At 38.3% G+C, this 24,348-nt stretch carries 20 protein-coding genes; 5 read left to right on the top strand and 15 right to left on the bottom strand.

Translation table 11 applies throughout. The features are described from left to right. Positions 1-11: 11 nt before the first annotated feature. The 4 genes from FJA49_RS03995 to FJA49_RS04010 all read right to left on the bottom strand — a co-directional run bounded on the left by FJA49_RS03995 (position 12) and on the right by FJA49_RS04010 (position 5,215). Entirely contained in the window at positions 12-815 is an 804-nt protein-coding gene (locus FJA49_RS03995; protein WP_139999094.1) for an SDR family oxidoreductase, read from the bottom strand. Beyond that, positions 802-3,189 (bottom strand): M28 family peptidase, encoded by a 2,388-nt coding sequence (locus FJA49_RS04000; RefSeq protein ID WP_233590064.1) that lies wholly within the window; start codon positions 3,187-3,189, stop codon positions 802-804. Before FJA49_RS04000 ends, FJA49_RS03995 begins: the two co-directional genes overlap by 14 nt. 10 nt (positions 3,190-3,199) lie before the next feature. Then, complete coding sequence (locus FJA49_RS04005) at positions 3,200-3,565, bottom strand: hypothetical protein (protein ID WP_139999096.1); 366 nt, start codon at positions 3,563-3,565, stop codon at positions 3,200-3,202. Between the two features lie 123 nt (positions 3,566-3,688). Continuing rightward, positions 3,689-5,215 (bottom strand): bifunctional GNAT family N-acetyltransferase/carbon-nitrogen hydrolase family protein, encoded by a 1,527-nt coding sequence (locus tag FJA49_RS04010; RefSeq protein ID WP_139999098.1) that lies wholly within the window; start codon positions 5,213-5,215, stop codon positions 3,689-3,691. 180 nt (positions 5,216-5,395) lie between these two features. Here FJA49_RS04010 and FJA49_RS04015 point away from each other — a divergent pair, with 180 nt between their 5' ends. Beyond that, the gene (locus tag FJA49_RS04015; RefSeq protein WP_139999100.1) at positions 5,396-5,728 is read left to right on the top strand and encodes a single-stranded DNA-binding protein; all 333 of its coding nucleotides are present in this window, start codon (positions 5,396-5,398) and stop codon (positions 5,726-5,728) included. 114 nt (positions 5,729-5,842) lie between these two features. Here the strand turns inward: FJA49_RS04015 and FJA49_RS04020 are convergent, their stop codons facing one another. From FJA49_RS04020 to metG, 5 genes are all read right to left on the bottom strand, one after another. Beyond that, the gene (locus tag FJA49_RS04020; protein ID WP_139999102.1) at positions 5,843-6,745 is read right to left on the bottom strand and encodes a histone deacetylase family protein; all 903 of its coding nucleotides are present in this window, start codon (positions 6,743-6,745) and stop codon (positions 5,843-5,845) included. A 9-nt stretch (positions 6,746-6,754) separates the two neighbouring features. Beyond that, positions 6,755-8,158, bottom strand: coding sequence for a hypothetical protein (locus tag FJA49_RS04025; protein WP_139999104.1), 1,404 nt, complete (start codon positions 8,156-8,158; stop codon positions 6,755-6,757). A 45-nt stretch (positions 8,159-8,203) separates the two neighbouring features. Then, positions 8,204-8,833 (bottom strand): chloramphenicol acetyltransferase, encoded by a 630-nt coding sequence (locus FJA49_RS04030; RefSeq protein WP_139999106.1) that lies wholly within the window; start codon positions 8,831-8,833, stop codon positions 8,204-8,206. Between the two features lie 36 nt (positions 8,834-8,869). Continuing rightward, on the bottom strand, positions 8,870-9,556 hold the full coding sequence (locus tag FJA49_RS04035) for an HAD family hydrolase (protein ID WP_139999108.1): 687 nt from the start codon (positions 9,554-9,556) through the stop codon (positions 8,870-8,872). Positions 9,557-9,646: 90 nt separating this feature from the next. Beyond that, positions 9,647-11,704, bottom strand: a complete 2,058-nt coding sequence (metG, locus tag FJA49_RS04040) for a methionine--tRNA ligase (RefSeq protein WP_139999110.1) — start codon at positions 11,702-11,704, stop codon at positions 9,647-9,649. Positions 11,705-11,946: 242 nt separating this feature from the next. Between metG and FJA49_RS04045 the strand changes: the two genes are divergently transcribed. The 3 genes from FJA49_RS04045 (at position 11,947) to FJA49_RS04055 (ending at position 13,929) form a co-directional block, all read left to right on the top strand. Next, positions 11,947-12,837, top strand: coding sequence for a S66 peptidase family protein (locus tag FJA49_RS04045; RefSeq protein ID WP_233590065.1), 891 nt, complete (start codon positions 11,947-11,949; stop codon positions 12,835-12,837). A gap of 3 nt (positions 12,838-12,840) precedes the next feature. Beyond that, positions 12,841-13,200: a YraN family protein gene (locus FJA49_RS04050; protein ID WP_139999114.1), complete on the top strand. Its 360-nt coding sequence runs from the start codon at positions 12,841-12,843 to the stop codon at positions 13,198-13,200. 69 nt (positions 13,201-13,269) lie between these two features. Next, positions 13,270-13,929: an aspartate kinase gene (locus tag FJA49_RS04055; protein WP_056067355.1), complete on the top strand. Its 660-nt coding sequence runs from the start codon at positions 13,270-13,272 to the stop codon at positions 13,927-13,929. 36 nt (positions 13,930-13,965) lie between these two features. On the opposite strand, the gene mfd is transcribed toward FJA49_RS04055, so the two are convergent. Beyond that, complete coding sequence (gene mfd / locus FJA49_RS04060) at positions 13,966-17,277, bottom strand: transcription-repair coupling factor (protein ID WP_394344078.1); 3,312 nt, start codon at positions 17,275-17,277, stop codon at positions 13,966-13,968. 48 nt (positions 17,278-17,325) lie between these two features. Next, positions 17,326-17,985 carry a hypothetical protein gene (locus FJA49_RS04065; protein ID WP_139999118.1) on the bottom strand — a complete coding sequence of 220 codons (660 nt, stop codon included), beginning with the start codon at positions 17,983-17,985 and terminating at the stop codon, positions 17,326-17,328. A 269-nt stretch (positions 17,986-18,254) separates the two neighbouring features. Here FJA49_RS04065 and FJA49_RS04070 point away from each other — a divergent pair, with 269 nt between their 5' ends. Further along, positions 18,255-19,196, top strand: a complete 942-nt coding sequence (locus FJA49_RS04070; RefSeq protein WP_139999120.1) for an L-threonine 3-dehydrogenase — start codon at positions 18,255-18,257, stop codon at positions 19,194-19,196. 51 nt (positions 19,197-19,247) lie between these two features. Here the strand turns inward: FJA49_RS04070 and FJA49_RS04075 are convergent, their stop codons facing one another. From FJA49_RS04075 to FJA49_RS04090, 4 genes are all read right to left on the bottom strand, one after another. Further along, entirely contained in the window at positions 19,248-19,757 is a 510-nt protein-coding gene (locus FJA49_RS04075) for a nuclear transport factor 2 family protein (RefSeq protein ID WP_139999122.1), read from the bottom strand. A gap of 42 nt (positions 19,758-19,799) precedes the next feature. After that, positions 19,800-20,249 carry a very short patch repair endonuclease gene (locus FJA49_RS04080; protein WP_139999124.1) on the bottom strand — a complete coding sequence of 150 codons (450 nt, stop codon included), beginning with the start codon at positions 20,247-20,249 and terminating at the stop codon, positions 19,800-19,802. 147 nt (positions 20,250-20,396) lie between these two features. Further along, positions 20,397-21,341: a PorP/SprF family type IX secretion system membrane protein gene (locus FJA49_RS04085; protein ID WP_139999126.1), complete on the bottom strand. Its 945-nt coding sequence runs from the start codon at positions 21,339-21,341 to the stop codon at positions 20,397-20,399. 71 nt (positions 21,342-21,412) lie between these two features. Continuing rightward, a partial coding sequence (locus FJA49_RS04090; RefSeq protein WP_139999128.1) for a T9SS type B sorting domain-containing protein occupies positions 21,413-24,348 on the bottom strand: 2,936 nt, incomplete at its 5' end.

The following is a 24,348-nucleotide window of genomic DNA, read 5'->3' on the forward strand; positions in this document are numbered from 1 at the left end:
AAGACTTTTTTTCATATCCCGTTAAATTTATAGTCCAAAACCACTTCTAGTTTATTGCTGTCGATAATCTTTCCAACTGATTTTTTTTCAGCATTGAATTTTGGTAACTCCAAACCAAGGCTTTCTGCTTTTTGAGTATAATATTCTTTTCTGCTTGGATGAATAGAAGCCACTGCATTGAAAACCGTATTCCAACTATCTTTTTCAATAATTTTTAAAATAATCCCAATACAATCTTTCTGATGGATAAGGTTTATGGGGCCATTTGGGTTTTCAATATTTTCTCTGCCTGAAAGAAATTTTATCGGATGGCGGTCTTCGCCTATCAATCCACCAAAACGCAAAACGGTAGTGTTGAATTTAGGATTATTTAATAAGAGGTTTTCAGATTCAAAAAGCTGTCTGCCACTTTCGGTATCAGGATTTGGAATATCTTCTTCTGTGATAACGGGAATGTTTTCCGTATCAGTATATACCGATGTTGAACTTATAAAAAGTACTTTTTTGATGGAATATTTCTCAATTTCCAAAACCAAATTCTGAATTTTTGCTACAAAATTTTCATTCGTATCGCCTTTCAGTTTTGGAGGAATATCAATAATCAGTATTTCGGAATCACTCAAAAAACCGTTCAGATTTCCTTGAATTCCTTCAGAACTTACAGCAACCAAAAAAGGCTTTATCCCGGAATTTTCCAGAATAGTAAGTTTGTTTTCGGAAGTTGTAGAGCCGTTTACTGAAAATCCTTTCTCTAGGAACGCCTTAGCCAAAGGCAATCCTAGCCAGCCGCAACCTAATATGCTAATTTGCGGCATTGGCGTTGATTTCCAGGTTTGTTGGCTGTTGTTCTAAACTGTCTAACAGTTGTTCAGGAACGATTTCCTTTCTGAAATTAGGTTTTATTTTCTGCTTTATGACTACAGCGTCATTTAGCACAAAAGGAGTTGGCATCATCCAGTTTTCACGTTTTGCAATGCTGAACATTTTGTTACTCATCAGGTCAAAAGAAGACTCCATCAAATCCATGTCAAGTACCGCTTTTGAAGCAATACTGAACTGCAATTCCAAAGGTTCGTTATCCGTCACATAATAGCTCAAAAGCTTTCTTCCTTTTCTCTTGAAAGCAGAGCCTTTTTGGTTGATGTGTTTTACACCATTGGCTCTCAGGTTATGGAAAGTAAGATTCTCATGTGCAAAAATATCATAGCGGTTCACCTTTCGGTTAGGACTGATTTTTATTTTAAGATGCCTTTGAGTTCCAATTACAGTATCACGAAGAAATTGGATAGTAGGTTCTTCCAGTTCTTTAGCCGGAGCCGTATTAGAATAAGTGAATTTTGAATCGTATTTGCTAAATAGGTTATAAGGTTCCAGCTGTTTTGCATCTGAAGGTTTCTCTCCCAAATATCCTTTCGTCCAACTGTCGAGATTTTCGTCATAAGTCACCCATAATGCTTTGTTGGTATCACCATCATAGACATACAAGAGACTATTTGGTTTTGCCTTTCCTGGCTCATAACCGGAATCTAGATGTGCTTTTATAAAAAAGCCTACAGCAATCAATAGCATTGCCGAGGCCCAAATTCCTTTTTTCGGATAGTAACCAAAAACAGGCAATAGCAGTGTAAAAACCAAAACGGTCAGTACCGCACTTCCGGCTAGTAGTTTTAGTCCTAATCCGATTGGGAATGTGGTGATAAACGGGACAAAAATTATAAAAGCCGGAATGCTGAGAATAAGGTTCAGTATCCAGCTCTTTTTCTGAGTAATTACAAAATACGCTAGCATGATAAGGGAACAAAAAACAGGGATTATAAAGAATCCTGCTCCCGGAAGGTAAATTGCTAGGGCTATGTTTATCAAAATCCATATAAACATAGGCGCTATGGAAAAATTCATAGCCTGGTTTTCGAAATAGTATTTTTTATAGAAAGCAAAACTGATTGCCAAGCTGATAAATACAAAAAAGCCGATATAATAATGGCCATTATAGGTAAATCCGTGTAGAATGTCTTTGTATTGAGGATAGAACTGATTCAGGACTTTCCATCCCAAGAAAGCGGCAGCGCCAGAAATCAGGAGAGAGGCAAAGAACGGAGCAAAGCCTCGCCCTATTTCTTTTATTGATAAGGTTCTTTTTCCTATACCGATAAACACAATAAAAATGAAAAGTGCTCCGGCAATAGTGACTAAGATAAAATTCCAGGAAAAAGGATAGCTTACAAAGTAAAAAGGAGTGTTGAAATAAACATGATCGTCGCTGCTGTTGAGCGTATTTAAATCAGCATTAGCGAAATAATTGAGCAACGGAACAATATAAGTGCCTTGGTGCGCTAAAGTTGTGTGGCTCAAATGCTGGATGTCATCCTGCTGTGTATGATAATTAAAATGGTCGTCAATAAACGCAAAGTTAAATCCCTGGATTTTTCCTTCTTCCCTGAAAACAGTCAGATCCGTGTCGTTTGGAAGCATTTTATAAATGCTGTACATCAGAGAGTTTGAAACAGGGAAGCCAGGATTCGCTTTTGTAAATTCTCTAACCATAGATGCGTTTCCTTCATTGGTTTCCATCAACATATAGGATGGTCCGGCACTTCCTCTTGCTTCAAGATTCAGGACAAGACCTACTTCTTTCGCCCAAGGATGTCCGGTTACGAAAAGAGCGGCTCCGTTTAAGCCCAGCTCTTCTGCATCAGAAAACAAAATAATGATGTCGTTTTTATTGGCTGCTTTATTGGCTAGAAAAGCCCTGACACTTTCTAAGATGGTAGCAATTCCGGAAGCATCATCACCCGCACCGAGAGAAGAAGAATGCGGAGCACTGTCATAATGCGATAAGAGCATCAGTGCTTTGGAGTTGTTTGAACCTTTAATCCGGGCAAGAATATTTTTTGATTTTGCCAGATTTCCCCATTCTGTCAAGGTATATCCTTCCTGCGTTGACGTTTCCAGTCCCATTTTTTGAAGTTCTTTCTCAAGAAGGGAGGCAACGGTCTTATGATTTTCAGAACCAACATAATGTGGTGCTTTTGCTATAGTGGCAACTTGCTCAAGAGCTCTTTTTGTAGAGAATTCCGTTAGAGGGACTTCTTCTTCGGCAACGTTTTGGGGCATCATTGCAAAGAAAACCCCATAGATGATTCCTGCAACAAGCAAGGCAGAAATAAGGGAATTATATCTTTTTTTCATTCAGTTGAGATTATTTGGGTGGTGTTAAATATTCTTTCTTAACTACTATATAAGAATCATTTTCTATAGGCAAATAAGCTTGGTCATATAGGAAATAGTAGGTATTTCCGGTTTCTGTTGGCAATGCACTTGTAAAAAATTCAAACTCAAAACCCTTAATCAGTAATCTTGACCGTGAAATCTTCGTTTTGCCATCAGAATTTATTCCCGATAAAATTCTGTAATTTTTGCGTAACTTGTTGTTAATGTTGCGCATTAAATTATTCGAATCTTTATTTATTTTGTTATTATATGCATTCCTGCATGCGTCATTACAGAACTTTTTGTCTTCACGACCTGTAATCCTCTCCCTACATTCTAAACATGATTTTGGCATAATTTATCTTCTTTATGGTATGGTATTTAATAAAAAGGCATGGAAATTCTATACTTTTTAACGGCAAGAATTTTTGTGGGAGGCTCTACATCTTTTTCTTACACAAACATCAGAAATTTTTTTCTATTTCAGCTTTTTAATTTTATATAAATCGTCACGTCTGTCTTTTAATATCCTGACACTTCCCTGTTCATGCAGTTTTTTTAGCAGGTCGAGATCAACATCAGCAATAAGAGTCATTTCTGTATTTGGAGTAGCTTCAGCCTTGATTCCGTTAGAAGGAAAGGCAAAATCAGAAGGAGTGAAGACGGCTGCTTGCGCATATTGGATGTCCATGTTGTTTACCTTCGGAAGATTGCCTACGCATCCGGCTATGGCCACATAACATTCGTTTTCGATAGCTCTGGCCTGAGCGCAAAATTTTACGCGGGTATAGGCATTTTGCGTATCGGTAAGGAAAGGAACAAAAAGGATTTCCATTCCTTCATCAGCCATTAATCTTGATAACTCAGGGAATTCTACATCATAACAAATCATGATACCAATTTTACCACAGTCCGTATCAAAAGTTCTGATTTCCGAACCACCTTTCATTCCCCAATATTGGACTTCATTAGGAGTGATATGTATTTTGGTATACATTTCATAAGTCCCGTCTCTTTTACACAGAAATCCTACATTATAGAGATTTCCATCTTCTATGTAAGGCATGCTGCCGGTAATAATATTGATGTTATATGAAATGGCAAATTCCTGGAATTTCTTGCGAATCGGTTCGCAAAAATGAGATATTTCCCTGATGGCATCCGCTTCCGAAAGATGGTTGAAATCTGCCATCAAAGGAGCGATAAACAGTTCCGGGAATAGCACAAAATCACTGCTATAGCCTGAAACAACATCGATAAAAAATTCCGATTGCTCGAAAAGGGCTTCCAGATTTGCCAGCGGACGCATTTGCCATTGCACCAATCCGAGTCTGATAACGCTTTTTTTGACATTGATAAGCTTAGGGCTTTTTTCATAATAAATATTATTCCATTCCAAAAGCACAGCATATTCCTGAGAACTAATATCGCCCTCAAGATAATTTTTCATGATTTTCAATACGTGGAAATCATTGCTTAGCTGAAAAGAAAGAACCGGATCATACAATTCACTCATCCTTACTTTATCGATATATTCTTTTGGACTCATCTCTTCCGAATATTGGGAATATTTCGGAATCCTTCCGGCAAATATTATGGATTTCAGGTTTAAGGTTTCGCACAATTCCTTACGGGCATCGTATAACCTTCTGCCTAGCCTAAGTCCACGATAGGCCGGATCGATAAAGACATCAATTCCATATAAAACTTCTCCATCCGGATCGTGTGTGGAAAAAGAAAAATTTCCCGTAATCTTTTGGTAAGTATGATTGGAACTAGCTTTTTTATAGTTCACGAGAATGGAAAGGGCTGAGCCCACTACCTTGTCGTCAACCAATATGACCAGCTGTCCTTCCGGAAAAAGAGAAAGCAATTTCTCTATTTCCTTTTCTTCCCAATAAGGTTCGTCAAATTCATCATAAGCGTGCAACATGGAAGTCTTGAGCTGCTTATAATCTTCTATCTGTAAGTTTCGTAATTCAACTTTATTAATTTCCGCCTGCATAAAAAATTCATTTCACGAAAGTTACGCATATTTTTTCTCTTTACAAGCGTTTGTAACCGCTTACAATCGAAAGTAAACGGGTATATACCGAATAATTTAAGCAAAACGTTGCATATTTGATTTTAAGCTAAAACGCATAGCTAGATTTAATTTTGATGAATAATTTAAACCTTAAACGCCATGAATACATTAAGAAACAGAGTACAGCTTATAGGGCATACCGGAAAGGATCCTGAAATCAAGAATTTTGATGGGGGAAAAAAATTAGCTTCGCTAACATTGGCTACCAATGAGTCTTACACGAATGACAAGGGTGAGAAAGTCACAGATACGCAATGGCATTCTGCAGTAGCTTGGGGAAAGACGGCAGAGATTATTGAAAAATATGTTACAAAAGGAGACCAGATTGCAATTGAAGGCAAACTGACTCATAGAAGTTATGACGATAAAAACGGTGAGAAACGATATTTCACGGAAATTACAATTAATGAAATTATGTTGTTAGGTAAGTAACATCTAATTTTTAGATAATGCAGATGTGCAATTAAATTAAGAAAAGACAAACGTGTTTAAGCGCCATCCAGATTTAATTTCCCTCAAAACCATCTCAAAAGCGAGATGGTTTTTTTATGAAAAAATATTTTTTGCAACCCGATAGGTATTTGTATGGGCTTCGATAATAGTTTTTATTTCTGGCGAATAACCTCCACCCATGCTGCATTGGACAGGGATTCCAAGCTTGTGGCACAGAGACAATACGATTTCGTCTCTTTTTTTACAGCCTTCTATCGAACATCCCAGTTTTCCTAGCTTATCCGAATCTAAGATGTCTACTCCGCTCAGATAAAATATAAAGTCTGGCTTTTCAAGTTGGATTAATTTTGGAACTGTATCATTTATGATGCGTAGGTATTCCTCGTCTCTGATCTTGTCAGGCAAAGCAATATCCAGGTCAGATGTTTCCTTTTTGAAAGGATAATTGGATTTTCCATGAACCGAAAAAGTAAAAACATTGGGGTTGTTTTGGAATATCTCAGCCGTTCCATTGCCTTGATGGACATCCAGGTCGATAATAAGAATCTTTGAGGCCAGATTTTTATCTATAAGATATTGTGCGCCAATAGCCTGATCGTTTAAAAGGCAGAAAGCTTCACCGCGATTTGAATAGGCGTGATGCGTTCCTCCGGCTATATTAAAGGCTATGCCGGTCTGTAGCGCTTTTTCACAACCCAATATTGTGCCTTGTGCAATCCGGAGTTCGCGTTCGACCAGTTCGGCAGAAAGTGGAAAGCCTATTTTGCGTGCTGCTCTTGCTTCTAATGTAAGGTTAATCAGTTCGTCAACATATACTTTATCATGAACTGCCAGGATGTATTGTAAGTCCGGTATTCCCGGCGTGAAAAAATCGCTTTCAACGACAATTCCTTCATGAAGCAATTGTTGCGGAAGCAGTTCGTACTTCAGCATTGGGAAACGATGACCATCTGGCAGAGGATGTTTGTATATGGGATGAAAAGCTATGGGTAGCATTAAATAGGATCAGTCATTAGAATCTTCAAATTTTCTCAAAGCATATTCTTTCTTTTTAGAATCGTAATATCCCATGATAAAATAATCCTTATATGGAAAAACAGAAACGAGAGAAGCATTGTTTTCATTCAGGAACTGTGAAATATAATCTACAGCCAATCCTTGCTGAGGGCCTTTTTTATGTTCGAATTTATCATCAAACAGACCTTCGAAATATATGGTTTGCATATTTTCGCTGTCAAATATGCCGTCTGGAGAATAATAGCTCCCCGAAACAGCCATCGCTACGGTCGTTGATAATCCTAAAAGAATCCCTCCGGTTGAGCTTACATCTCGTATGCCACCAGCCGTAACCATGATAGCCGCAGGAGTTTTATATACGGTAATTCCTAAATCAGAATTGTTTAACCTTTGGAAAAACTTTTTAGTGTTTTTTAATTCCTGTCCTCTTTGATTTCCGGTCTGGGAATAGAGCGGAGAATTTCTAAATGAAATGGAATCTTTTGGGGTGGCAGTATAGTTTTTCAGCTGTTCACCTGTAGTCATATCAACTGCGGCTATTGCCAATTCTTCTCCATTAGCCCTAATCTGGTATAATTTATTGTTGTGGAAATAAGAGTTGGATTGGCCGCCATTTCCTTTTATGGCTAATGATGAGATTATTTTTTCGTTTATGGCAAACGTAGTAAGGTCGATGTCGAAAAGCTGTGTCCTGCTCGACGAATCAAAAGTGAGCATCATTTGTTTTCCGGTAACATAAAATTTTATCTTAGAAACACTTTGGAAAAGAGGATTTGATGAGCGGGTATCGATCTTTTCGATTGAATTTTCTTTGACTAATTTAGAAAAGGTTGACGATTTTCCATTTTCATCGATGAATTTAAAGGACGAGAAATCAACGATTTTTTCTTCTAATTGTCCTTTATTAAAGCAATAAAATTTCAGCTTGTCTTCTTTTTGAATCAGCGATAGGATGTAAAAGGAATTGTTTTCGCTAAAGACAGAAAGGATATCTTCATTTTTAAAAGAAACCTGATAGGGGACAGTTGATGAGGTGTGGTTGTTGAAATCAAAATACAACGACTGGATTTTAGTGTAGTCTTCAGAAGACCAATACAGGTATGGGTTTCCATTGTCTTCGAAACTAAATCCTACCATAGCCTCATAGCTTTTGTCAGGACGGCTTACGGATAGACTGTCTTTAAAAAACAAAGAATTGCTGAATTTCAGGACTTTTAATTTTTCTTTATCTGATGCAAATGCAAACACCTGATTTTGGCTGTTTACAGCATTGATGATTTGGTGGTTGCTCGATGCCTTTTTTAGTTCCAAAGGATGCGAGGCAAGCAGTGTCTGGCTGAAGGAAAGATTGATGCAGCAAAGAGTAAAAAGCGTAAGGAATATTTTTTTCATAAGCTGTTGTTTTTTAGTTTCTTTCTGCTCAAAAACAATACCAGTTTAAGAATCCATAAATTCTTGAAACTTGTTGAAGAATTCTCCAACATGCAAACCGTCCATTAATCCATGATGAACATGGACGGAAACTGACATTGTTCTTTTTCCATTATCATGCGTAACCATTTTTCCTATTGAAATTTTAGGACAGCTGTCGGGAAAAGAAAAGCTGCGAGCATGTGACAAAGAAGTGAAATCAACCCAAGGAATAGCAGAAAAATGAATCAGGTTGTCAGCTTCAAAGCTTCTTGTAAATAGGCCGGGCGTATTTCTTACTCGTTCGATTTCTTCTTTAGCCTTGGCTTCAAAAATTTCAAAATCAGGGAAAAATTCGACCAATGAAAAACCAAACGTATTGTCATCACGTGTTAATGTAGGTGAAGCATCGATCTTGTCATAACGGTATACTTCTCCTTCAGAAATTCTGTAATGAAAATTCTCAACAGAATTCACTGCTGATAAAGTTTTGTGCAGGTAGTACAAAAAGAAAGAAGTGCCTTTTTTCTTAGCAGTTTCGTAAGCTTTTGTACAGTCTATAGTGGCGGTTATTCCAAAAAATGGTTCTTCAAATTTGCTGAAGAATTCAAAGTGTTCTTTTCTTGGCCAAGTATTTAGGTCTAATTTGGTTTTCATTCTATTTTTCAGCAAACTGGAGCTGTTGTATTTTAATTATAGTAAAAGCGGTAAGACTTCAGTAATCTTGTCTACAGCCTTAAAATTTTTGTGTTCTACTTTATGGTCAATTTTTTCATGTGCCCAAGTCGTATGGAAAGGAATATGCACGGCATGGCCGCCTATTCCCAATACAGGCAGTACGTCTGATTTTAAAGAATTCCCAATCATGAAAAATTCTTCCGGTTTTATTTCTAATCGGTTAAGCAAGTCATGATAGTCTTTTTCCTGTTTGTCTGACATTACTTCGATATGGTGGAAATAATGTCCCAAACCTGAATTGTGCAATTTACGGCGTTGGTCAAGTAGGTCGCCTTTAGTGGCAACGACTAGTTTGTATTTTCCGTGCAAGGCTTGCAATGTTTCTTCAACACCATCTAGTAATTCTATAGGTCTTTGAAGTAACTCTTTACCGTATTCAATTATTTTTTCAATCACATCAACACTGATGGTTTTGTTTGAAATTTTCATTGCGGCTTCGATCATGGAAAGGATATATCCTTTGATTCCATAACCATATAGGGAAAGGTTCTGGATTTCTACCCGAAACAATTCCTGAGATAATCCCTGGTGTGATAAATAATCCTGCATCAGAGCACAAAATTTTTCTTCTGTCTCCTGAAAATAAGGTTCGTTTACAAATAAGGTATCGTCTGCGTCGAAAGCAATTACTTTTATATTCATTTTTTTAGGTAATCCTTTTTCTTCTTTTTTTACTACCCTGGCAGGGTTTAAAACCCTGCCAGGGTAGTGGAATAAAGAGATTGAATTTTATTAATTTATAGTTTCTCCGTTACCAGCTTCAGCATCCGGATTTACAAAAACGAGTTTTCCTTCCGGATTTGTCGTCATCAGAATCATTCCCTGGCTTTCAACGCCACGTAGGTTTCTTGGAGTCAGATTGGCCAAAACGGTAACTTTTTTTCCAATAATTTCTTCAGGAGAAAAGCTTTCGGCAATACCAGAAACAATAGTCCTGATATCGATTCCTGTGTCTATTTTTAAAACAAGGAGTTTGTTTGCCTTTGGCATTTTTTCTGCTTCAAGAATAGTTCCAACACGCAAGTCCATTTTTGCAAAATCCTCATATTGGATCAGATCTTTTTGAGGTTCTGCTTTTTTGTTTTCTGCTTTGTTGGCTGTTTTTGTAGCTTCCAATTTATCTACTTGTTTTTGTATTTCTTCGTCTTCGATTTTTGCAAAAAGCAATTCGGCTTCGCCAATTTTATGTCCAGATGGAATCAGGTCTGAATTTTCAGAAATAGTATCCCAAGAAAACTTGTTTTCTGTTTTTAAAATGCGTGTCAGCTTTTGAGCTGTGAACGGTAAGAACGGTTCTGCCAATACGCTTAGCGCACCTGCAATCTGTAAGGCAACATACATCTGGGTTTTTACTCTTTCCGGATTGTCTTTGATGACTTTCCAAGGCTCTTCGTCTGCCAGATATTTGTTTCCAAGACGGGCAACATTCATCAGTTCGCCTAATGCTTCTCTGAAACGGTAGCGTTCAACAGAACTTGCAATTACTGCCGGATAGGCTTTTAGCTCCGTCAAGGTAGCTTCGTCGATCTCTGAAAACTCATTTGGTTGAGGTACTGTTCCGTCATAATATTTGTTGGTCAGTACCACGACACGATTGATGAAATTTCCAAAAATCGCAACCAATTCATTATTGTTTCTTGCCTGGAAATCTTTCCAAGTAAAGTCATTGTCTTTTGTTTCCGGAGCATTGGATGTTAGTGCATAACGCAATACATCTTGTTTTTCCGGGAAGTCTTCCAAATATTCATGCAACCAGACAGCCCAGTTTTTTGAAGTTGACAATTTATTTCCTTCCAAATTCAGGAATTCGTTTGCAGGAACATTATCCGGAAGAATATAGCTTCCTTCAGCTTTTAGCATTGCAGGGAAAATCACGCAGTGGAATACGATATTATCTTTTCCGATAAAATGTACCAGTTTCGTATCTTCTGATTTCCAATAGGGTTCCCAGTCTTTTCCTTCACGTTGTGCCCATTCTTTTGTAGATGAGATATAGCCAATTGGCGCATCAAACCATACGTATAAAACTTTGCCTTCTGCACCTTCAACCGGAACCGGAATTCCCCAATCTAAGTCTCTCGTAACAGCACGAGGTTTTAAGCCGTCTTCCAGCCATGATTTAACCTGACCATAAACGTTAGGTTTCCAGTCATTTTTATGTCCTACTAAAATCCATTCTCTCAAGAAAGCATCGTATCTGTCTAAAGGAAGGAACCAGTGTTTTGTCGATTTTAAGATTGGCGTTTCACCAGTAATAGTCGATTTTGGATTGATAAGATCCGTAGCGTTTAACGACGAACCACATCTTTCGCATTGGTCGCCATAAGCTTCTTCATTACCGCATTTTGGACAGGTTCCTATAACAAAACGGTCCGCCAAAAACTGATTGGCTTTTGCATCATACAACTGCTCCGTTACTTCTTCAATAAAATCACCTTTATCATATAAAGTCTTGAAAAACTGAGAAGCTGTATCATGATGAATTTTTGCCGATGTTCTGGAATAGTTATCAAAAGAAATTCCGAAATCTTCAAAAGATTTCTTGATCAGCGTATGATATTTGTCGATTACTTCTTGTGGCGTGATTCCTTCTTTTTTTGCTTTCATTGAAATAGCAACTCCGTGTTCGTCGCTTCCGCAAATAAAGGCAACATCGCGGCCTTGCATACGCAGAAAACGAGCATAGATGTCTGAAGGAACATATACTCCTGCCAGGTGGCCAATGTGTATAGGTCCGTTAGTGTATGGCAAAGCTGCCGTAATCGTATATCTTTTTGGATCTTGTATCATGGATTTTCTCTAATAAGTATGCAAAAATAATCTATTGGCGCTGAAATACCTAAAATGGTGTTACAAATCTAAAGGATAAAACGATAGGTTTCAAGGTGCCTAACTTGCAGATTACCTCGTTTATTTGTTTATTTGTTTAACAGAAATCAGACATTATGCAAAGGCCGAATCGATTAAAACTATTTTTTACTGCTCTAACATTATTGCATTTCTTAACCTTTCACGCACAAAACAAACTCGTCATGCCAGAATATTTGAAAAAAGGAGATACGGTGGGCATTTTAGCCACAGCCCGAAAAATTGATTTAGCTACTATTGAACCGGGAATTAAGTTGCTGGAAAGTTGGGGACTCAAAGTGGTGATAGGCAAAACGATTGGTAAAGAGCAAAATCAATTAGCCGGAGCAGACTGGCAACGTGCAACCGATTTTCAGGAAATGCTGGACAATCCAGCTATCAAAGCCATCTGGGCGGCAAAAGGCGGTTATGGAACCGTAAGGATTGTTGACCGAATTAATTTTACAAACTTCAAGAAAAAACCGAAATGGGTTATAGGGTTTAGCGATATGACGGTAATGCACAGCCATATTAACAATATGGATATAGGTACGTTGCATGCTATTATGGCTATTAGTGCCAAGACCGCAACTCCTGAGGCTATTGAATCTTTCCGAAAAGCATTGTTTGGCGAAAAGCTGGAATATCATATCCCAACCCATCCGTTTAATAAAAAAGGAAAAGCTCAGGGCGAGCTGGTAGGCGGAAACCTTTCCGTTTTATACAGTATTCAGGGGTCTAAATCTGCGGTTGATATGAAAGGGAAAATCCTTTTTATAGAAGATTTGGACGAATACCTTTACCATATCGACAGGATGATGATGAACTTAAAAAGGAATGGTTCGCTTGACGGCCTGAAAGGTATTATCGTTGGCGGAATGACTTCTATGAATGACAATGATATTCCTTGGGGAAAAGATGCTCTTGAAATCATAGAAGATGTTGTAAAAGATCTTAAAATTCCAATCGCTTATAATTTTCCGGCTGGCCATATCAAAGACAACCGTGCTTTGATTTTAGGAAAAAGTGTAACATTGGAAGTCAATGACAAGGAAACGGTTTTGAAATTTGAATAGATCATGGCTGTCCATAATGAACTCGGAAAGCAGGGTGAACAACTTGCAGCGGAGTACCTGCAAAAGGAAGGCTATAAAATTTTAGAAACGAATTGGGTTTTTCAAAAAGCGGAAGTCGATATTATTGCCTTAAAAGACGATGTGCTTGCAATTGTTGAGGTCAAGACAAGATCCAGTCTAGAATTCGGATTGCCACAGGAATTTGTGAAGCCCAAAAAAATACAGCTTTTAGTAAAAGCCGTCAATGAATACGTTATTGTTAAAAATTTAGATGTCAATGTTCGCTTTGACATCATCTCAATTCATAAAAACGCAGAAAATTTCACAATTAAGCATCTGATTGATGCTTTTTTACATTTTTAACGGTTATGCTTTTAACAAATTGTTTTTAAATTGTATGTTTGTAAAACTATTACCACCAATTTACCCATTATGAAAACAATATCGTCTGTTGTAGAGCACTACATCAAGACAAAGCCTTTCCTCTTGAGCGCTTTGTCTCAAGGAATCATAAATCTGACTTCGTTGTCAAGAAATATGCTTCCCGATTTAAAACAAGAATTAGGAAAAGAGGTAAAACAAGGAGCTGTTGTTATGGCTCTAAAACGTCTTTCGGAAGATTTAGATTTTAGGTTAAACCATAAAATCTTAAAAGTTCTAAAAGGCATCGGCGAAATTACGGTACGTTCATCGCTTACCGATTTTACTTTCGCTGTTTCTGATAAGATTTTAGACAAGCAGGCTAGCCTGATTTCTGAAATCAACACCTATTCGGATATTTTTTACACTTCTTCAAGAGGTGTAAGCGAAACCAATATTGTGGTCAGTGAAAGCGTGAGCCATTTGGTCGACAAACATTTTGTTGGCGAAAAAATGCTTCACAAATGGGAAAATTTGGCATCGATTACTGTCAAACTTCCTAAAGATAACGTTTCGACACCGGGCGTTTACTATTTTATTTTCCAGCGTCTTGCCTGGGAAGGAATCATTGTCAATGAAGTAATCTCAACTTCCTATGAATTTACGATCCTTGTGAGCGAAGATGAAGTAGATGTTGCCTTCAAAGTTATCAAGGACCTAAAAAGCCTATAAACAAAAAGCCGCTTATTAATAAGCGGCTTTTTGTTTTTAAATCATTTCCATCAATTCCAGAGCTTTCCTAACCGACTTGACATTCTCAAAAGTCAGTAGAAGGCGTAGGCCGTTTTTGGTTTCTTTCTCTTTCATCTTGCAAAGATTTCCGTTGCGTTGCACAAACTGCAATACTTTATGGAACTGGTTTGATGTGTAATATTCTGATTGCTGGTCTGAAACAAAATAGGCTACCATTTTGCCTTGTTTCAGTACAAGCTTTTCTATTCCTAAACGGGTTGCAATCCATTTGATGCGGATGCTGTTTAGCAAGGCGATGGCTTGTTTTGGCAAAGCTCCGAATCTGTCGATTAACTTTTTTTCGTAAGCCAAAAGTTCTTCTTCATTTTTCACATTGCTCAATTCATTATACAGGTTGAGCCTTTCGGAAACGTTATTGATGTATTCGTCAGGGAATAGGAGTTCAAAATCAGAATCGATCTGGATTTCTTTTACATATTCTTTTTCAGTGCCTTTGTTATCGTCTTCGTATAAATCCTTGAACTCGTTTTCTTTCAATTCCTCAATAGCTTCGTTCATGATTTTTTGATAGGTTTCAAAACCAATTTCATTAATGAAACCGCTTTGTTCTCCGCCTAATAAATCTCCTGCACCTCTGATTTCCAAATCTTTCATGGCAATGTTGAATCCGCTTCCCAATTCGCTGAATTGTTCCAACGCCTGGATTCTCTTTCGAGCATCGTCTGTCATTGAAGAATAAGGTGGCGTGATAAAGTAACAAAATGCTTTTTTGTTGCTTCGTCCTACACGACCACGCATCTGGTGCAGGTCTGATAATCCGAAATTGTTAGCATTGTTGATGAATATTGTATTGGCATTTGGAACGTCAAGTCCACTTTCAATGATGGTTGTGGCAACCAGAACATCAAATTCGCCATTCATAAAGGCAAGCATCAATTCTTCCAGTTTTTTGCCATCCATCTGACCGTGACCTACACCAACTCTTGCTCCGGGAACAAGGCGCTGTATCATTCCGGCAATTTCCTTGATGTTTTCAATACGGTTATTGATAAAGAAAACCTGGCCGTTTCTTTGTATTTCATAAGAAATAGCATCACGGATTAGTTCTTCTCCAAATCGTACAACCTGTGTTTCTATAGGATAGCGGTTTGGTGGAGGTGTTGTGATAACCGATAAATCTCGAGCTGCCATTAACGAAAACTGTAAGGTTCTCGGTATTGGTGTTGCTGTAAGTGTTAGCGTATCGATATTGGTACCGATTGTTTTTAGCTTATCTTTTACGTTGACGCCAAATTTTTGTTCTTCATCCACGATAAGCAGTCCCAAATCTTTGAATACAACATTTTTATTGACAAGCTGGTGCGTACCAATGATGATATCCAATTTGCCTTCAGCCAATTGTTTTAAAGTTTCGGTTTTTTGTTTTGCCGTACGGAATCGATTCAAGTATCCGACAGTAACCGGCATGTCTTTTAAACGTTCTGAAAAAGTCTTGAAGTGCTGGAAAGCCAGAATTGTTGTCGGAACTAAAATAGCAACTTGCTTACTATTGTCCACCGCTTTGAATGCGGCACGGATAGCGACTTCTGTTTTTCCAAAACCTACATCACCACAAACCAATCGGTCCATCGGTCGTTCGTTTTCCATATCGGCTTTGACCTCTTGGGTTGCTTTTACCTGATCTGGTGTGTCTTCATATATAAACGACGATTCCAATTCGGCTTGAAGATAACTGTCCGGAGCATATTGGTATCCTTTTTCTAATCTTCGTTTTGCATATAATTGGATAAGATTGAATGCAATGTGTTTTACTCTGGCCTTGGTTTTTTGCTTCAGTATTTTCCACGCATTAGAACCCAGCTTGTATATTTTTGGCGGAGTTCCGTCTTTTCCATTAAATTTCGAAATTTTATGTAGGGAATGGATACTTACATATACGATGTCATTATCGGCATAGACCAATTTAATAGCTTCCTGCGTTTTTCCTTCGACTTGAATTTTCTGCAAGCCTCCAAATTTCCCAATTCCATGGTCAATATGGGTTACATAATCGCCAACGGAAAGCGTATTCAGTTCTTTTAGGGTAATGGTCTGTTTTTTAGAATAACCGTTTTTGATGCTGAACTTATGGTAACGTTCAAAAATCTGGTGATCTGTATAACAGGCTATTTGGTTTTCTTCATCGATGAATCCCTGGTATAAAGGGAAAACGATGGTATGGTACTGTTTCCGTATGTTTTCGCTATTGGCTTCATCCAACGATTCAAAAATATCATGGAAACGTTTTGCCTGCTGTTCATTGGAACAGAAAATAAAATTTTTGTATCCGTTAAAGTGATTATCGTTGAGGTTGTTCAGCAATAAATCAAATTGTTTATTGAAAGAAGGCTGTGGCTGGATATGGAATTCGAATGTCTTTTGCGTTTTAAAAATAGCTCTCGAGCTAACTTCAGCAATCGTAAAATCCAATGCTTTTCTGATAAAGGCTTCCTGATTAAGGAACAATTCTTCAGGAGCGATATGGTTTACGGTTGACTGCATTGAGCCAAAGATTTCTTTTGCCTTTCCAAAAAGCTGATCCAACTTTGAAAAAAGAAGTTCTGTATTCTGGATAAAAAGAACGGTCTTTTCATTGATGTAATTCAAAAAACTTTCCCGATTTTCCTGAAAGAATTTGTTTTCGACATTCGGGATAATCGTAATTTTTTTCTGCTTTTCGATAGACAATTGTGTCTCAACATCAAAAGTTCGGATACTGTCTACTTCGTTTCCGAAAAATTCAATACGGAAAGGATTTTCATTCGAAAACGAGAATACATCGAGAATACCTCCACGAACTGAGAATTCTCCCGGTTCAGTAATAAAGTCAACACGTTTGAATTCGTATTCGAATAATACTTCGTTTATAAAATCGATAGAGATTTGATCGCCTACAGCAACTTTAAGTGTGTTTTTGTCTAATTCTTTTCGTGTAACTACCTTTTCAAAAAGTGCTTCCGGATAGGTTACGATAACTGCCGGTTTTTTTCTGGAATTGATTCTGTTCAAAACCTCGGCGCGAAGCAAGACACTGGCATTGTCCGTTTCTTCAATTTGGTAGGGACGACGATAGGATCCCGGATAAAAAAGAACATCTTCTTCACCAATGAGCTGCTCTAAGTCGTTCAGGTAATAAGCGGCTTCTTCCTTGTCCTGAAGGATAAGAAGGTATGGAAGTTCGCTTTTTTCGAACAATGAGGCCACAACAAAAGAAAGAGAAGATCCTATAAGACCCTTGATCTGAATTTTGTTTTCCCTTACGGCAAGATTTTCAGAAATCTGCTTGATTTTTGGATTGCCGGCGTATGTTTTTAGAATATGCGGTTTCAAATTGTACTATTGACTTTTTTGTTTTGGATTTAAGGTTGGGGTAATGCCTCCTTGTTGTGTGGTATTGCTTGGTTTTGGAAGGTTTTCTGGTTTTGATTGTGGTTTTTGCAAGGAATCTTTTGCAATGGAACGCAGCATTTCTGCTTCTCCGTCTTCCAGGCGGATTTCGCTTTTTCTAACAATTTCTTCCATTTGGGATTGCAATGAGGCAATTTCTTCATTGACTTCAGGAATTGCCTTTATGACTTTCTGCTCTTGTATTTGGTTTAGATTTATAAACAAATCAAGTGAGCGCACTTTTGTGATTAGCGTCATGATACGGCTCTTAACTTCTGGCTTGTCGAAAGCAGCCGGAATATGGTTATTCAAATCCATGGCTTTTTGAGACAATGTTTTTGCCTTTTGCTGAAAAGCGCCAATAGAGCTTTTAGGCTTTTGTTGCAGTTCTGTCATAAAAAGTCGCCATTCGCTCCAATTCTGAATGATGCTCCCAACTGCAGGACTCATTGGCTGCGGATTAAAATTCCACGCTTTGTCTATAGAAGCAAAAATTTGCTCATTTTTTTTGGTGTCTTTTGCATTGGCTTCCAGTCGGGCTGCTTCGTCATCCTTACAGGAAACTAAAAAGCAAAACAGAACCAGCATGATATAGGAATAGATTTTCATAGAGTAATTTTGAAATGCAAAGTTAGCAAACAATTGTGTAAGAAAACGAGAGCTAGATACGGCATATTCATAAAACTTCACTAAAATTTCAGGATTTGCCCAATGAATAATCATTAGTTAATGAGACGATTACGAATTGTAAATTGTGAAATCCTGATTTTTGCTATGCAATAATCACAAATCTTTCATATTTCATTCCGAAATCAAACTGACCAAAGCAAAATTTGTTTTTCGAAATCGTTATATTTGTCCAACAAAAAACAGGTGAAATGCATGCAAAAATCTTAATTATTGGGGCTTGTGGCCAAATAGGAACAGAGTTGACAAAAAAGCTTCGTAGCCAATACGGCAAGGACGCTGTAATCGCATCGGATGTGCGAAAAGGAAGTCCTGAATTTGTAAATTCCGGTCCGTTTGAGGTTGTAAATGCCTTGGATTTTAACCAGGTAGAAACCGTAATTGAGAAATACCAAATTGAAGATGTTTATCTGATGGCTGCCTTGCTTTCTGCAACTGCAGAAAAGAACCCTGCTTTTGCCTGGGATTTGAACATGAATTCTCTTTTTCACGTGTTGAATTTGGCGAAGGCTGGGAAAATTAAAAAAATATTCTGGCCGTCGAGTATTGCGGTTTTTGGACCAACAACTCCAAAAGACGATACGCCTCAATATACGGTTATGGAACCTTCTACCGTTTATGGAATCAGCAAGCAGTCTGGTGAAAGATGGTGCGAATATTACCATAACATTTTTGGAGTAGACGTTCGAAGCATCCGTTATCCGGGATTAATCAGCTGGTCGACTCCTCCGGGAGGTGGTACAACAGATTATGCGGTTGATATTTACTACAAAGCGTTAAGCGATAAAAAATACGAATGTTTTCTATCTGAAAACACAGAATTGCCAATGATGTATATGGATGATGCCATTCGTGCAACAATGAGCATTATGGAAGCGCCAAAAGAAAGTATAAAAATCCGTTCTTCTTATAATTTGGCTGGAATCAGTTTTACACCAAAAGAAATTGCAGCCGAAATAAAAAAACATATTCCTGATTTTTCAATTTCGTATGAACCCGATTTCAGACAGAAAATTGCTGATAGCTGGCCTTCTAGTATTGATGATTCGTATGCAAGAAAAGATTGGGGCTGGAAACATGAATTTGATTTGGAAAGCATGACAAAAGATATGCTGGAACATTTATCAAAATAGGATATAGCAAATAAAAAAACCGTTGAATTTCAACGGTTTTTTTATTTATTTTTATTTCTTCTTTAGTCTTTCAATCAGCTTGTCTTCAATTGGTGTTTTGACCTTGATGACTTCGTCTATAACATCATTTGGAACAGTTGTAGACAGTACATAGTGTCTAATCATCCATTTTCCGTTTATTTTTTCCAGAACACCCGAGCCTCTGCATATTTTCATTTGGGTATTCAAAAGCTCATCAAACCAGGCGAGTTTACCGTCATCGCTCAAAAAGATATTTCTTTCCAAAGCTTTGAAGTCCCATGCTGTTCCTTTATCAAAATAAGGTTTGGCAAAAGCTTCGAATTCTTTTTTGTTCCAGTTTTCTGTTGCGTCAGTTCCTATATAAATGGAGTTTTCGGTGAGTTTACCAAAATAACCATCGAAATCAGCCCGGCCAGCGGCGGCATGCCACTCATCCAGAAGTTTTGTGATTTTTTCTTTTTCCAGGTTGTCTGCTGGTTTCTTTTGCCCGTAGACCGTAACGGTTGCAATCAGAAAAAGGAGAAGTACTGTTTTTTTCATCTGTGTTTTTATTTTAAAGATAGGAAAATTACGGTTGGTTTTTTATTTAGTAGGAGAATCTTTATAATAGATTCTTTTATGAATGTTTTCAATTTCTTTTTCGATTGTTCTGACGGTAGTATATAGTTTCCTTTTTACATCTTTGCTCCAGAATCGGAGTACAATCCATCCTTTTGAGGTTAGGTATTCGTTGACGATTTTGTCCCGATTTCTATTTCTTTCAATTTTGGCAATCCAAAACTCTTTATTAGTGTCGAGTCGTTCTCGTGTACTTTCCCAATCTTTGCCATGAAAGAATTCTCCATCAACAAAAATGGCGATTCTATACCTTTTGAACGAAAGATCCGGAGTTCCAAAAATAGTCCTATCATGTTTTCTGTATCGGTGTCCACGACGCCATAATGCTTTAGCCAAAAGTCGTTCTTCTTTGGTATCCTTGCTTTTGATGGCACGCATGATTTTGCTTCGTATCTCTTTTGTGAAGATATCCATTCTAAAAACTATTTGTGGCGCTAGTTTTTGAAGGCTTATATAAGAGAATGGATAGGGAGTAGGTAAGCGCAGTAAGATAACTGCTAAATTAGGTAAAAAAGAAACGCAGGTCAATTGACCTGCGTTCTTCAATGTGTTATATATTCTTTAAAAAGTACAAGGACAGTTGCTTACTCCTTGGAAAATATCAAGACCAAGTGTAATCATATGCGTACCGCTGTTGTATGCCAGCAGCTCGTTGGTGGTGAGCTGATAGGAATAGGCAAAGTAAAAGTTTGATTTTTTAAATCCTGCCATAGGTCCTATGTTTATAGGTTCCATCATTTGGTCATTCAGGAAACGGTAGCTTAAACCGGCCCAATAATAATCGTCATTATTGTTTTTCCAACGTAGTTTTACATTCAGGTCTGTTGAGGAACGTCCATCACTTTCGAAATATTGTACATAAGCAGAAGGCTCTACTTCAAAGGCGCTGTTTCGGTTTTCTCTAAAGACATAACCGGTATAAAACTGATAATTTCGAAGTTTTCCAGGTTCATTGATATTGAACTTGTCCAGGTTTTTATTTAGGAGGTTACTGGCATTGAAACTAAAATAAAAATCCTGAAAACGATATAATACAGATACATCAAAGTTGTGGTTGATGACAGCCCTGTCATCTTTTACGCCGATATCGGGAACATTGAAATTTTCAATTTCAAGTCGGAATTGGTTTAGGTTATAGGAAATACCTAAAGACAGGAATTGGTCGTAATATTTATCCAAAATAAGGTGGTGTGCAAACGAAAACTTGCCTCCATATTGGCGTGTATTCCCGTTTTTGTCATTATAAAGAAATATTCCGATTCCTGAATTATCCGCAATCCTCATGTCGGCTGCCAACGATTGCATATCCGGGGCATCTTTAACTCCAACCCATTGTGTCAGGCCGTTCATTCGAATCTTCACATTGTCGCCTATTCCTGCATATGATGGCGAAATAACAAACGGGTTATCTGCCAGATATTGGGTGAAGGTAGGTATCGACAATTCTTGAGAATGCAATGTCTGTATTGTCAAGAAAATCAACAGAAGGTGATATATTTTTTTCATTTTGTATTTGTTTTTGGGGCACTTTAATTAAAACCGTTCCTATCCATTTCGATAGGAACGGCTTTTCTCATTTATCTGTAAATAGTGAAGTTTCCGACAAATTCTCGGTTGTCATTCGGATTTCCAAGTTTGATGAGGTACCAGTAATCTCCCGAAGGCAATTCTGTACCGTTGTATCTTCCATCCCATGATTGTCCTTGTCTCAATGTTGCAATCTTCCTTCCATATCTGTCGAAAATGTCAGTAGTAATGTTCGGATAGTTTTGCGTGTTACCAGGCGACCAAGTGTCATTGTCACCGTCATCATTAGGAGTCGTTACGTTTGGAATCGTGATGTCGACGAAAACTACGTTGATGGTAGCTCGTGCTTCACAGCCATTACTGTCAGTCACTACAACTTCATAAGCACCGGATTGATAGAAAACATATACATTATTTCTGCCATTATCATAGCCGTTAAAAGTATAAGTGTAATTTCCTGTTCCCCCCGAAGCCGTTGCTGTAATTTTGTTAAGCCCGGTTTCAGCGAGAGTAACAGTTACAGGTACTGCATTGCTGATGAAGAATGAAACGGTATCTGTACATGCAGAAGCATGAAAAACTTCAACCGTGTGACGTCCGTTACTAAGATCGGTGAATATGTTTCCTATCTGTGGCGTACCACCATCTAATGTGTAGGTTACATCATTGGCAACACTTGGATTTACGGATATAGTAACAGTATTTCCATTACAGTTGTAGACAATATTTTCATCTGCATCGATATCAATCGGAGCATCTAAGGTTACTTGTAGAGAAGTAGTACAACCTTTCGCATCTTTTACGTAAATGGTATACGTTTGTCCTCCGTCTAAATTCTCATATAAGAATTCATTTCGGACGTAAGTACCATTTTCAGAAAGACTTGTCGAATAAGGAGCTGTTCCTCCGGTTACCGAAATTTCAATAGCACCATTATCATCATCTACACAAATTTCCTGAAGAACATCAATAGCAGTTGCTAGTAACGCATTAGGTTCTGTTACCGCAATGTTTACCTCTTTGTAGCAGCCTTTAGAATCAACAGCTCTAACAATATAGTTTCCTGCCGCAAGGTTTTGGAATACATTGCTTGAAGAAAGGTTGAAATCCGGAGAAATTCCATATTGTAGCGGTCCAGTTCCTCCTGAAGCTGTTATAGTAATTCGTCCGTTTGACAGGCCATTACAAGTAGCATTAACTGCTGTTGCATTTGCAGTAATAGGTGTTACTGCATTGATCCTAACCGATGTTGTTTTAGTACAACCGTTAGTGTGCTTCACATAAATAGTATGTGTGCCTACAGGCAGGTTGTTGAAAACATTGGAGTTTACATAATTAATTCCATCCAATGAATACTGTACGTCGTTTACAGCAGCAGGATTTACAGAAACTGTTACCGTATTTCCTGGTGTATTACCGTTGCAATTTGTGGCTACAACTGCAGTAGGTTGCAGATTTAAGCCCTCATTTACACGGAATACTACCGGAGTAATCTGACATCCGTTGGCATCTTTTACATATACAGTATACTGTCTTCCACCTATTAAGCCGGTGTAGTTCAGTGTCGTTGTAAAGTTGGCAGGGTTGTTTGAATTAAGGCTTGTGTAATACGGAGCCGTTCCTCCTGAAGGTACTATTGTTATAGTACCATTGTCTAATCCGTCACACGTTTCCGGTGTTCCAGTTACGATTGCTGTAAGAGCCGCCGCAGGCTGTGTTACCGTAATATTTGTAAGCGTGATTTCACAACCATTCACATCTTTCACTTTTACGGAATATATTCCGGCAGCAAGATTGTTAAATGTACTTGAAGAAGAGTAGCTGTACGCAGGAGAAATCGCATATTGATACACTCCTGTTCCTCCAGAGGCTGTCACTTGAATACGACCTGTAGATTGTCCAAAACATAATACGTTAGCCGTTACGTTTGCATTTGCAGCGACAGGCAATAGCGTATTGATGGTGAAAGTAACCGGCTTCACACACCCGTTTAGGTGTTTCACAAAAGCAGTATGGTTTCCAGGAGCAAGGTTGGTAAACGTGTTGGAAGCAACATAGTTGATTCCGTCCAATGAGTACTGTACTTGTGTAACAACAGCAGGATTTACGTTTATAGTAACCGTGTTTCCAGGTACGTTGTTGGTACAGTTTGGTACTACCGTTGCCGTTGGTCGGATGTCAACACCTCTGTTTATTGTGAAGGTCAACGGTGTAATCTGGCAACCGTTTGCATCTTTCACATAGATAGTATAAGTCTGGCCTCCGTTAAGGTTGGTATAGTTCAGCGTCGAAGTAAAGTCGGCAGGATTGTTAGAATCCAGACTTGTGGTGTAAGGCGCTGTTCCGCCTGCTGGCGTTATGGTTATCGTACCGTTATTTTCACCCAAACAGATTTCGTGCGTTCCTCCAACTGTAGCTGAAAGAGCTGCCGCTGGTTGGGTTACCGTGATGTTTGCCAGTGTGATTTCACAACCGATATTGTCTTTTACCCTGATGGTATAAGTTCCTGCTGCAAGGTTATTGAACGTGTTTGAAGTTCCGTAAGTAAAGGCAGGCGATATTGCATATTCAATCGTTCCTGTTCCACCCGTGGCTGTCACCTGGATGCTTCCGGTTGATTGTCCGAAGCACAATACGTTGGCTGTCACGTTTGCATTTGCAACAACAGGCTGTAGCACATTGATAGTGAAAGGAACAGTCTTGGTACATCCGTTCGTATGCTGTACGTAAGCCGTGTGTGTTCCCGGTGCCACATTCGTAAATACGTTGGAAGCAATATAGGTTACCCCGTCCAATGAATACTGTACTTGGGAAGCAACAGCAGGATTTACTCCTATGGTTACCGTGTTTCCTGGTACGTTGGCGGTACAGTTTGGAACTACCGTCGCAGTTGGCTGTATGTCCACACCCACATTTATTGTGAAGGTCAGAGGCGTGATCTCGCAACCGTTGGCGTCTTTCACGTAAACGGTATAGGTCTGGCCAC

The sequence above is a fragment of the Flavobacterium microcysteis genome, assembly GCF_006385255.1.
In the GTDB taxonomy this organism is placed as follows: Bacteria; Bacteroidota; Bacteroidia; order Flavobacteriales; family Flavobacteriaceae; genus Flavobacterium; species Flavobacterium microcysteis.

What these genes read in the sequence shown, in the direction of transcription:
- FJA49_RS04010 (WP_139999098.1), bottom strand. Translation starts at nt 5,215, where the DNA reads ATGCAGGCGGAAATTAATAAAGTTGAATTACGAAACTTACAGATAGAA.
- FJA49_RS03995 (WP_139999094.1), bottom strand. Translation starts at nt 815, where the DNA reads ATGCCGCAAATTAGCATATTAGGTTGCGGCTGGCTAGGATTGCCTTTG.
- FJA49_RS04025 (WP_139999104.1), bottom strand. Translation starts at nt 8,158, where the DNA reads ATGAAAAAAATATTCCTTACGCTTTTTACTCTTTGCTGCATCAATCTT.
- FJA49_RS04015 (WP_139999100.1), top strand. Translation starts at nt 5,396, where the DNA reads ATGAATACATTAAGAAACAGAGTACAGCTTATAGGGCATACCGGAAAG.
- FJA49_RS04080 (WP_139999124.1), bottom strand. Translation starts at nt 20,249, where the DNA reads ATGGATATCTTCACAAAAGAGATACGAAGCAAAATCATGCGTGCCATC.
- metG (WP_139999110.1), bottom strand. Translation starts at nt 11,704, where the DNA reads ATGATACAAGATCCAAAAAGATATACGATTACGGCAGCTTTGCCATAC.
- FJA49_RS04085 (WP_139999126.1), bottom strand. Translation starts at nt 21,341, where the DNA reads ATGAAAAAAATATATCACCTTCTGTTGATTTTCTTGACAATACAGACA.
- FJA49_RS04070 (WP_139999120.1), top strand. Translation starts at nt 18,255, where the DNA reads ATGCATGCAAAAATCTTAATTATTGGGGCTTGTGGCCAAATAGGAACA.
- FJA49_RS04020 (WP_139999102.1), bottom strand. Translation starts at nt 6,745, where the DNA reads ATGCTACCCATAGCTTTTCATCCCATATACAAACATCCTCTGCCAGAT.
- FJA49_RS04000 (WP_233590064.1), bottom strand. Translation starts at nt 3,189, where the DNA reads ATGAAAAAAAGATATAATTCCCTTATTTCTGCCTTGCTTGTTGCAGGA.
- FJA49_RS04065 (WP_139999118.1), bottom strand. Translation starts at nt 17,985, where the DNA reads ATGAAAATCTATTCCTATATCATGCTGGTTCTGTTTTGCTTTTTAGTT.
- FJA49_RS04035 (WP_139999108.1), bottom strand. Translation starts at nt 9,556, where the DNA reads ATGAATATAAAAGTAATTGCTTTCGACGCAGACGATACCTTATTTGTA.
- FJA49_RS04030 (WP_139999106.1), bottom strand. Translation starts at nt 8,833, where the DNA reads ATGAAAACCAAATTAGACCTAAATACTTGGCCAAGAAAAGAACACTTT.
- FJA49_RS04045 (WP_233590065.1), top strand. Translation starts at nt 11,947, where the DNA reads ATGCCAGAATATTTGAAAAAAGGAGATACGGTGGGCATTTTAGCCACA.
- FJA49_RS04055 (WP_056067355.1), top strand. Translation starts at nt 13,270, where the DNA reads ATGAAAACAATATCGTCTGTTGTAGAGCACTACATCAAGACAAAGCCT.
- FJA49_RS04075 (WP_139999122.1), bottom strand. Translation starts at nt 19,757, where the DNA reads ATGAAAAAAACAGTACTTCTCCTTTTTCTGATTGCAACCGTTACGGTC.
- FJA49_RS04050 (WP_139999114.1), top strand. Translation starts at nt 12,841, where the DNA reads ATGGCTGTCCATAATGAACTCGGAAAGCAGGGTGAACAACTTGCAGCG.
- FJA49_RS04005 (WP_139999096.1), bottom strand. Translation starts at nt 3,565, where the DNA reads ATGCCAAAATCATGTTTAGAATGTAGGGAGAGGATTACAGGTCGTGAA.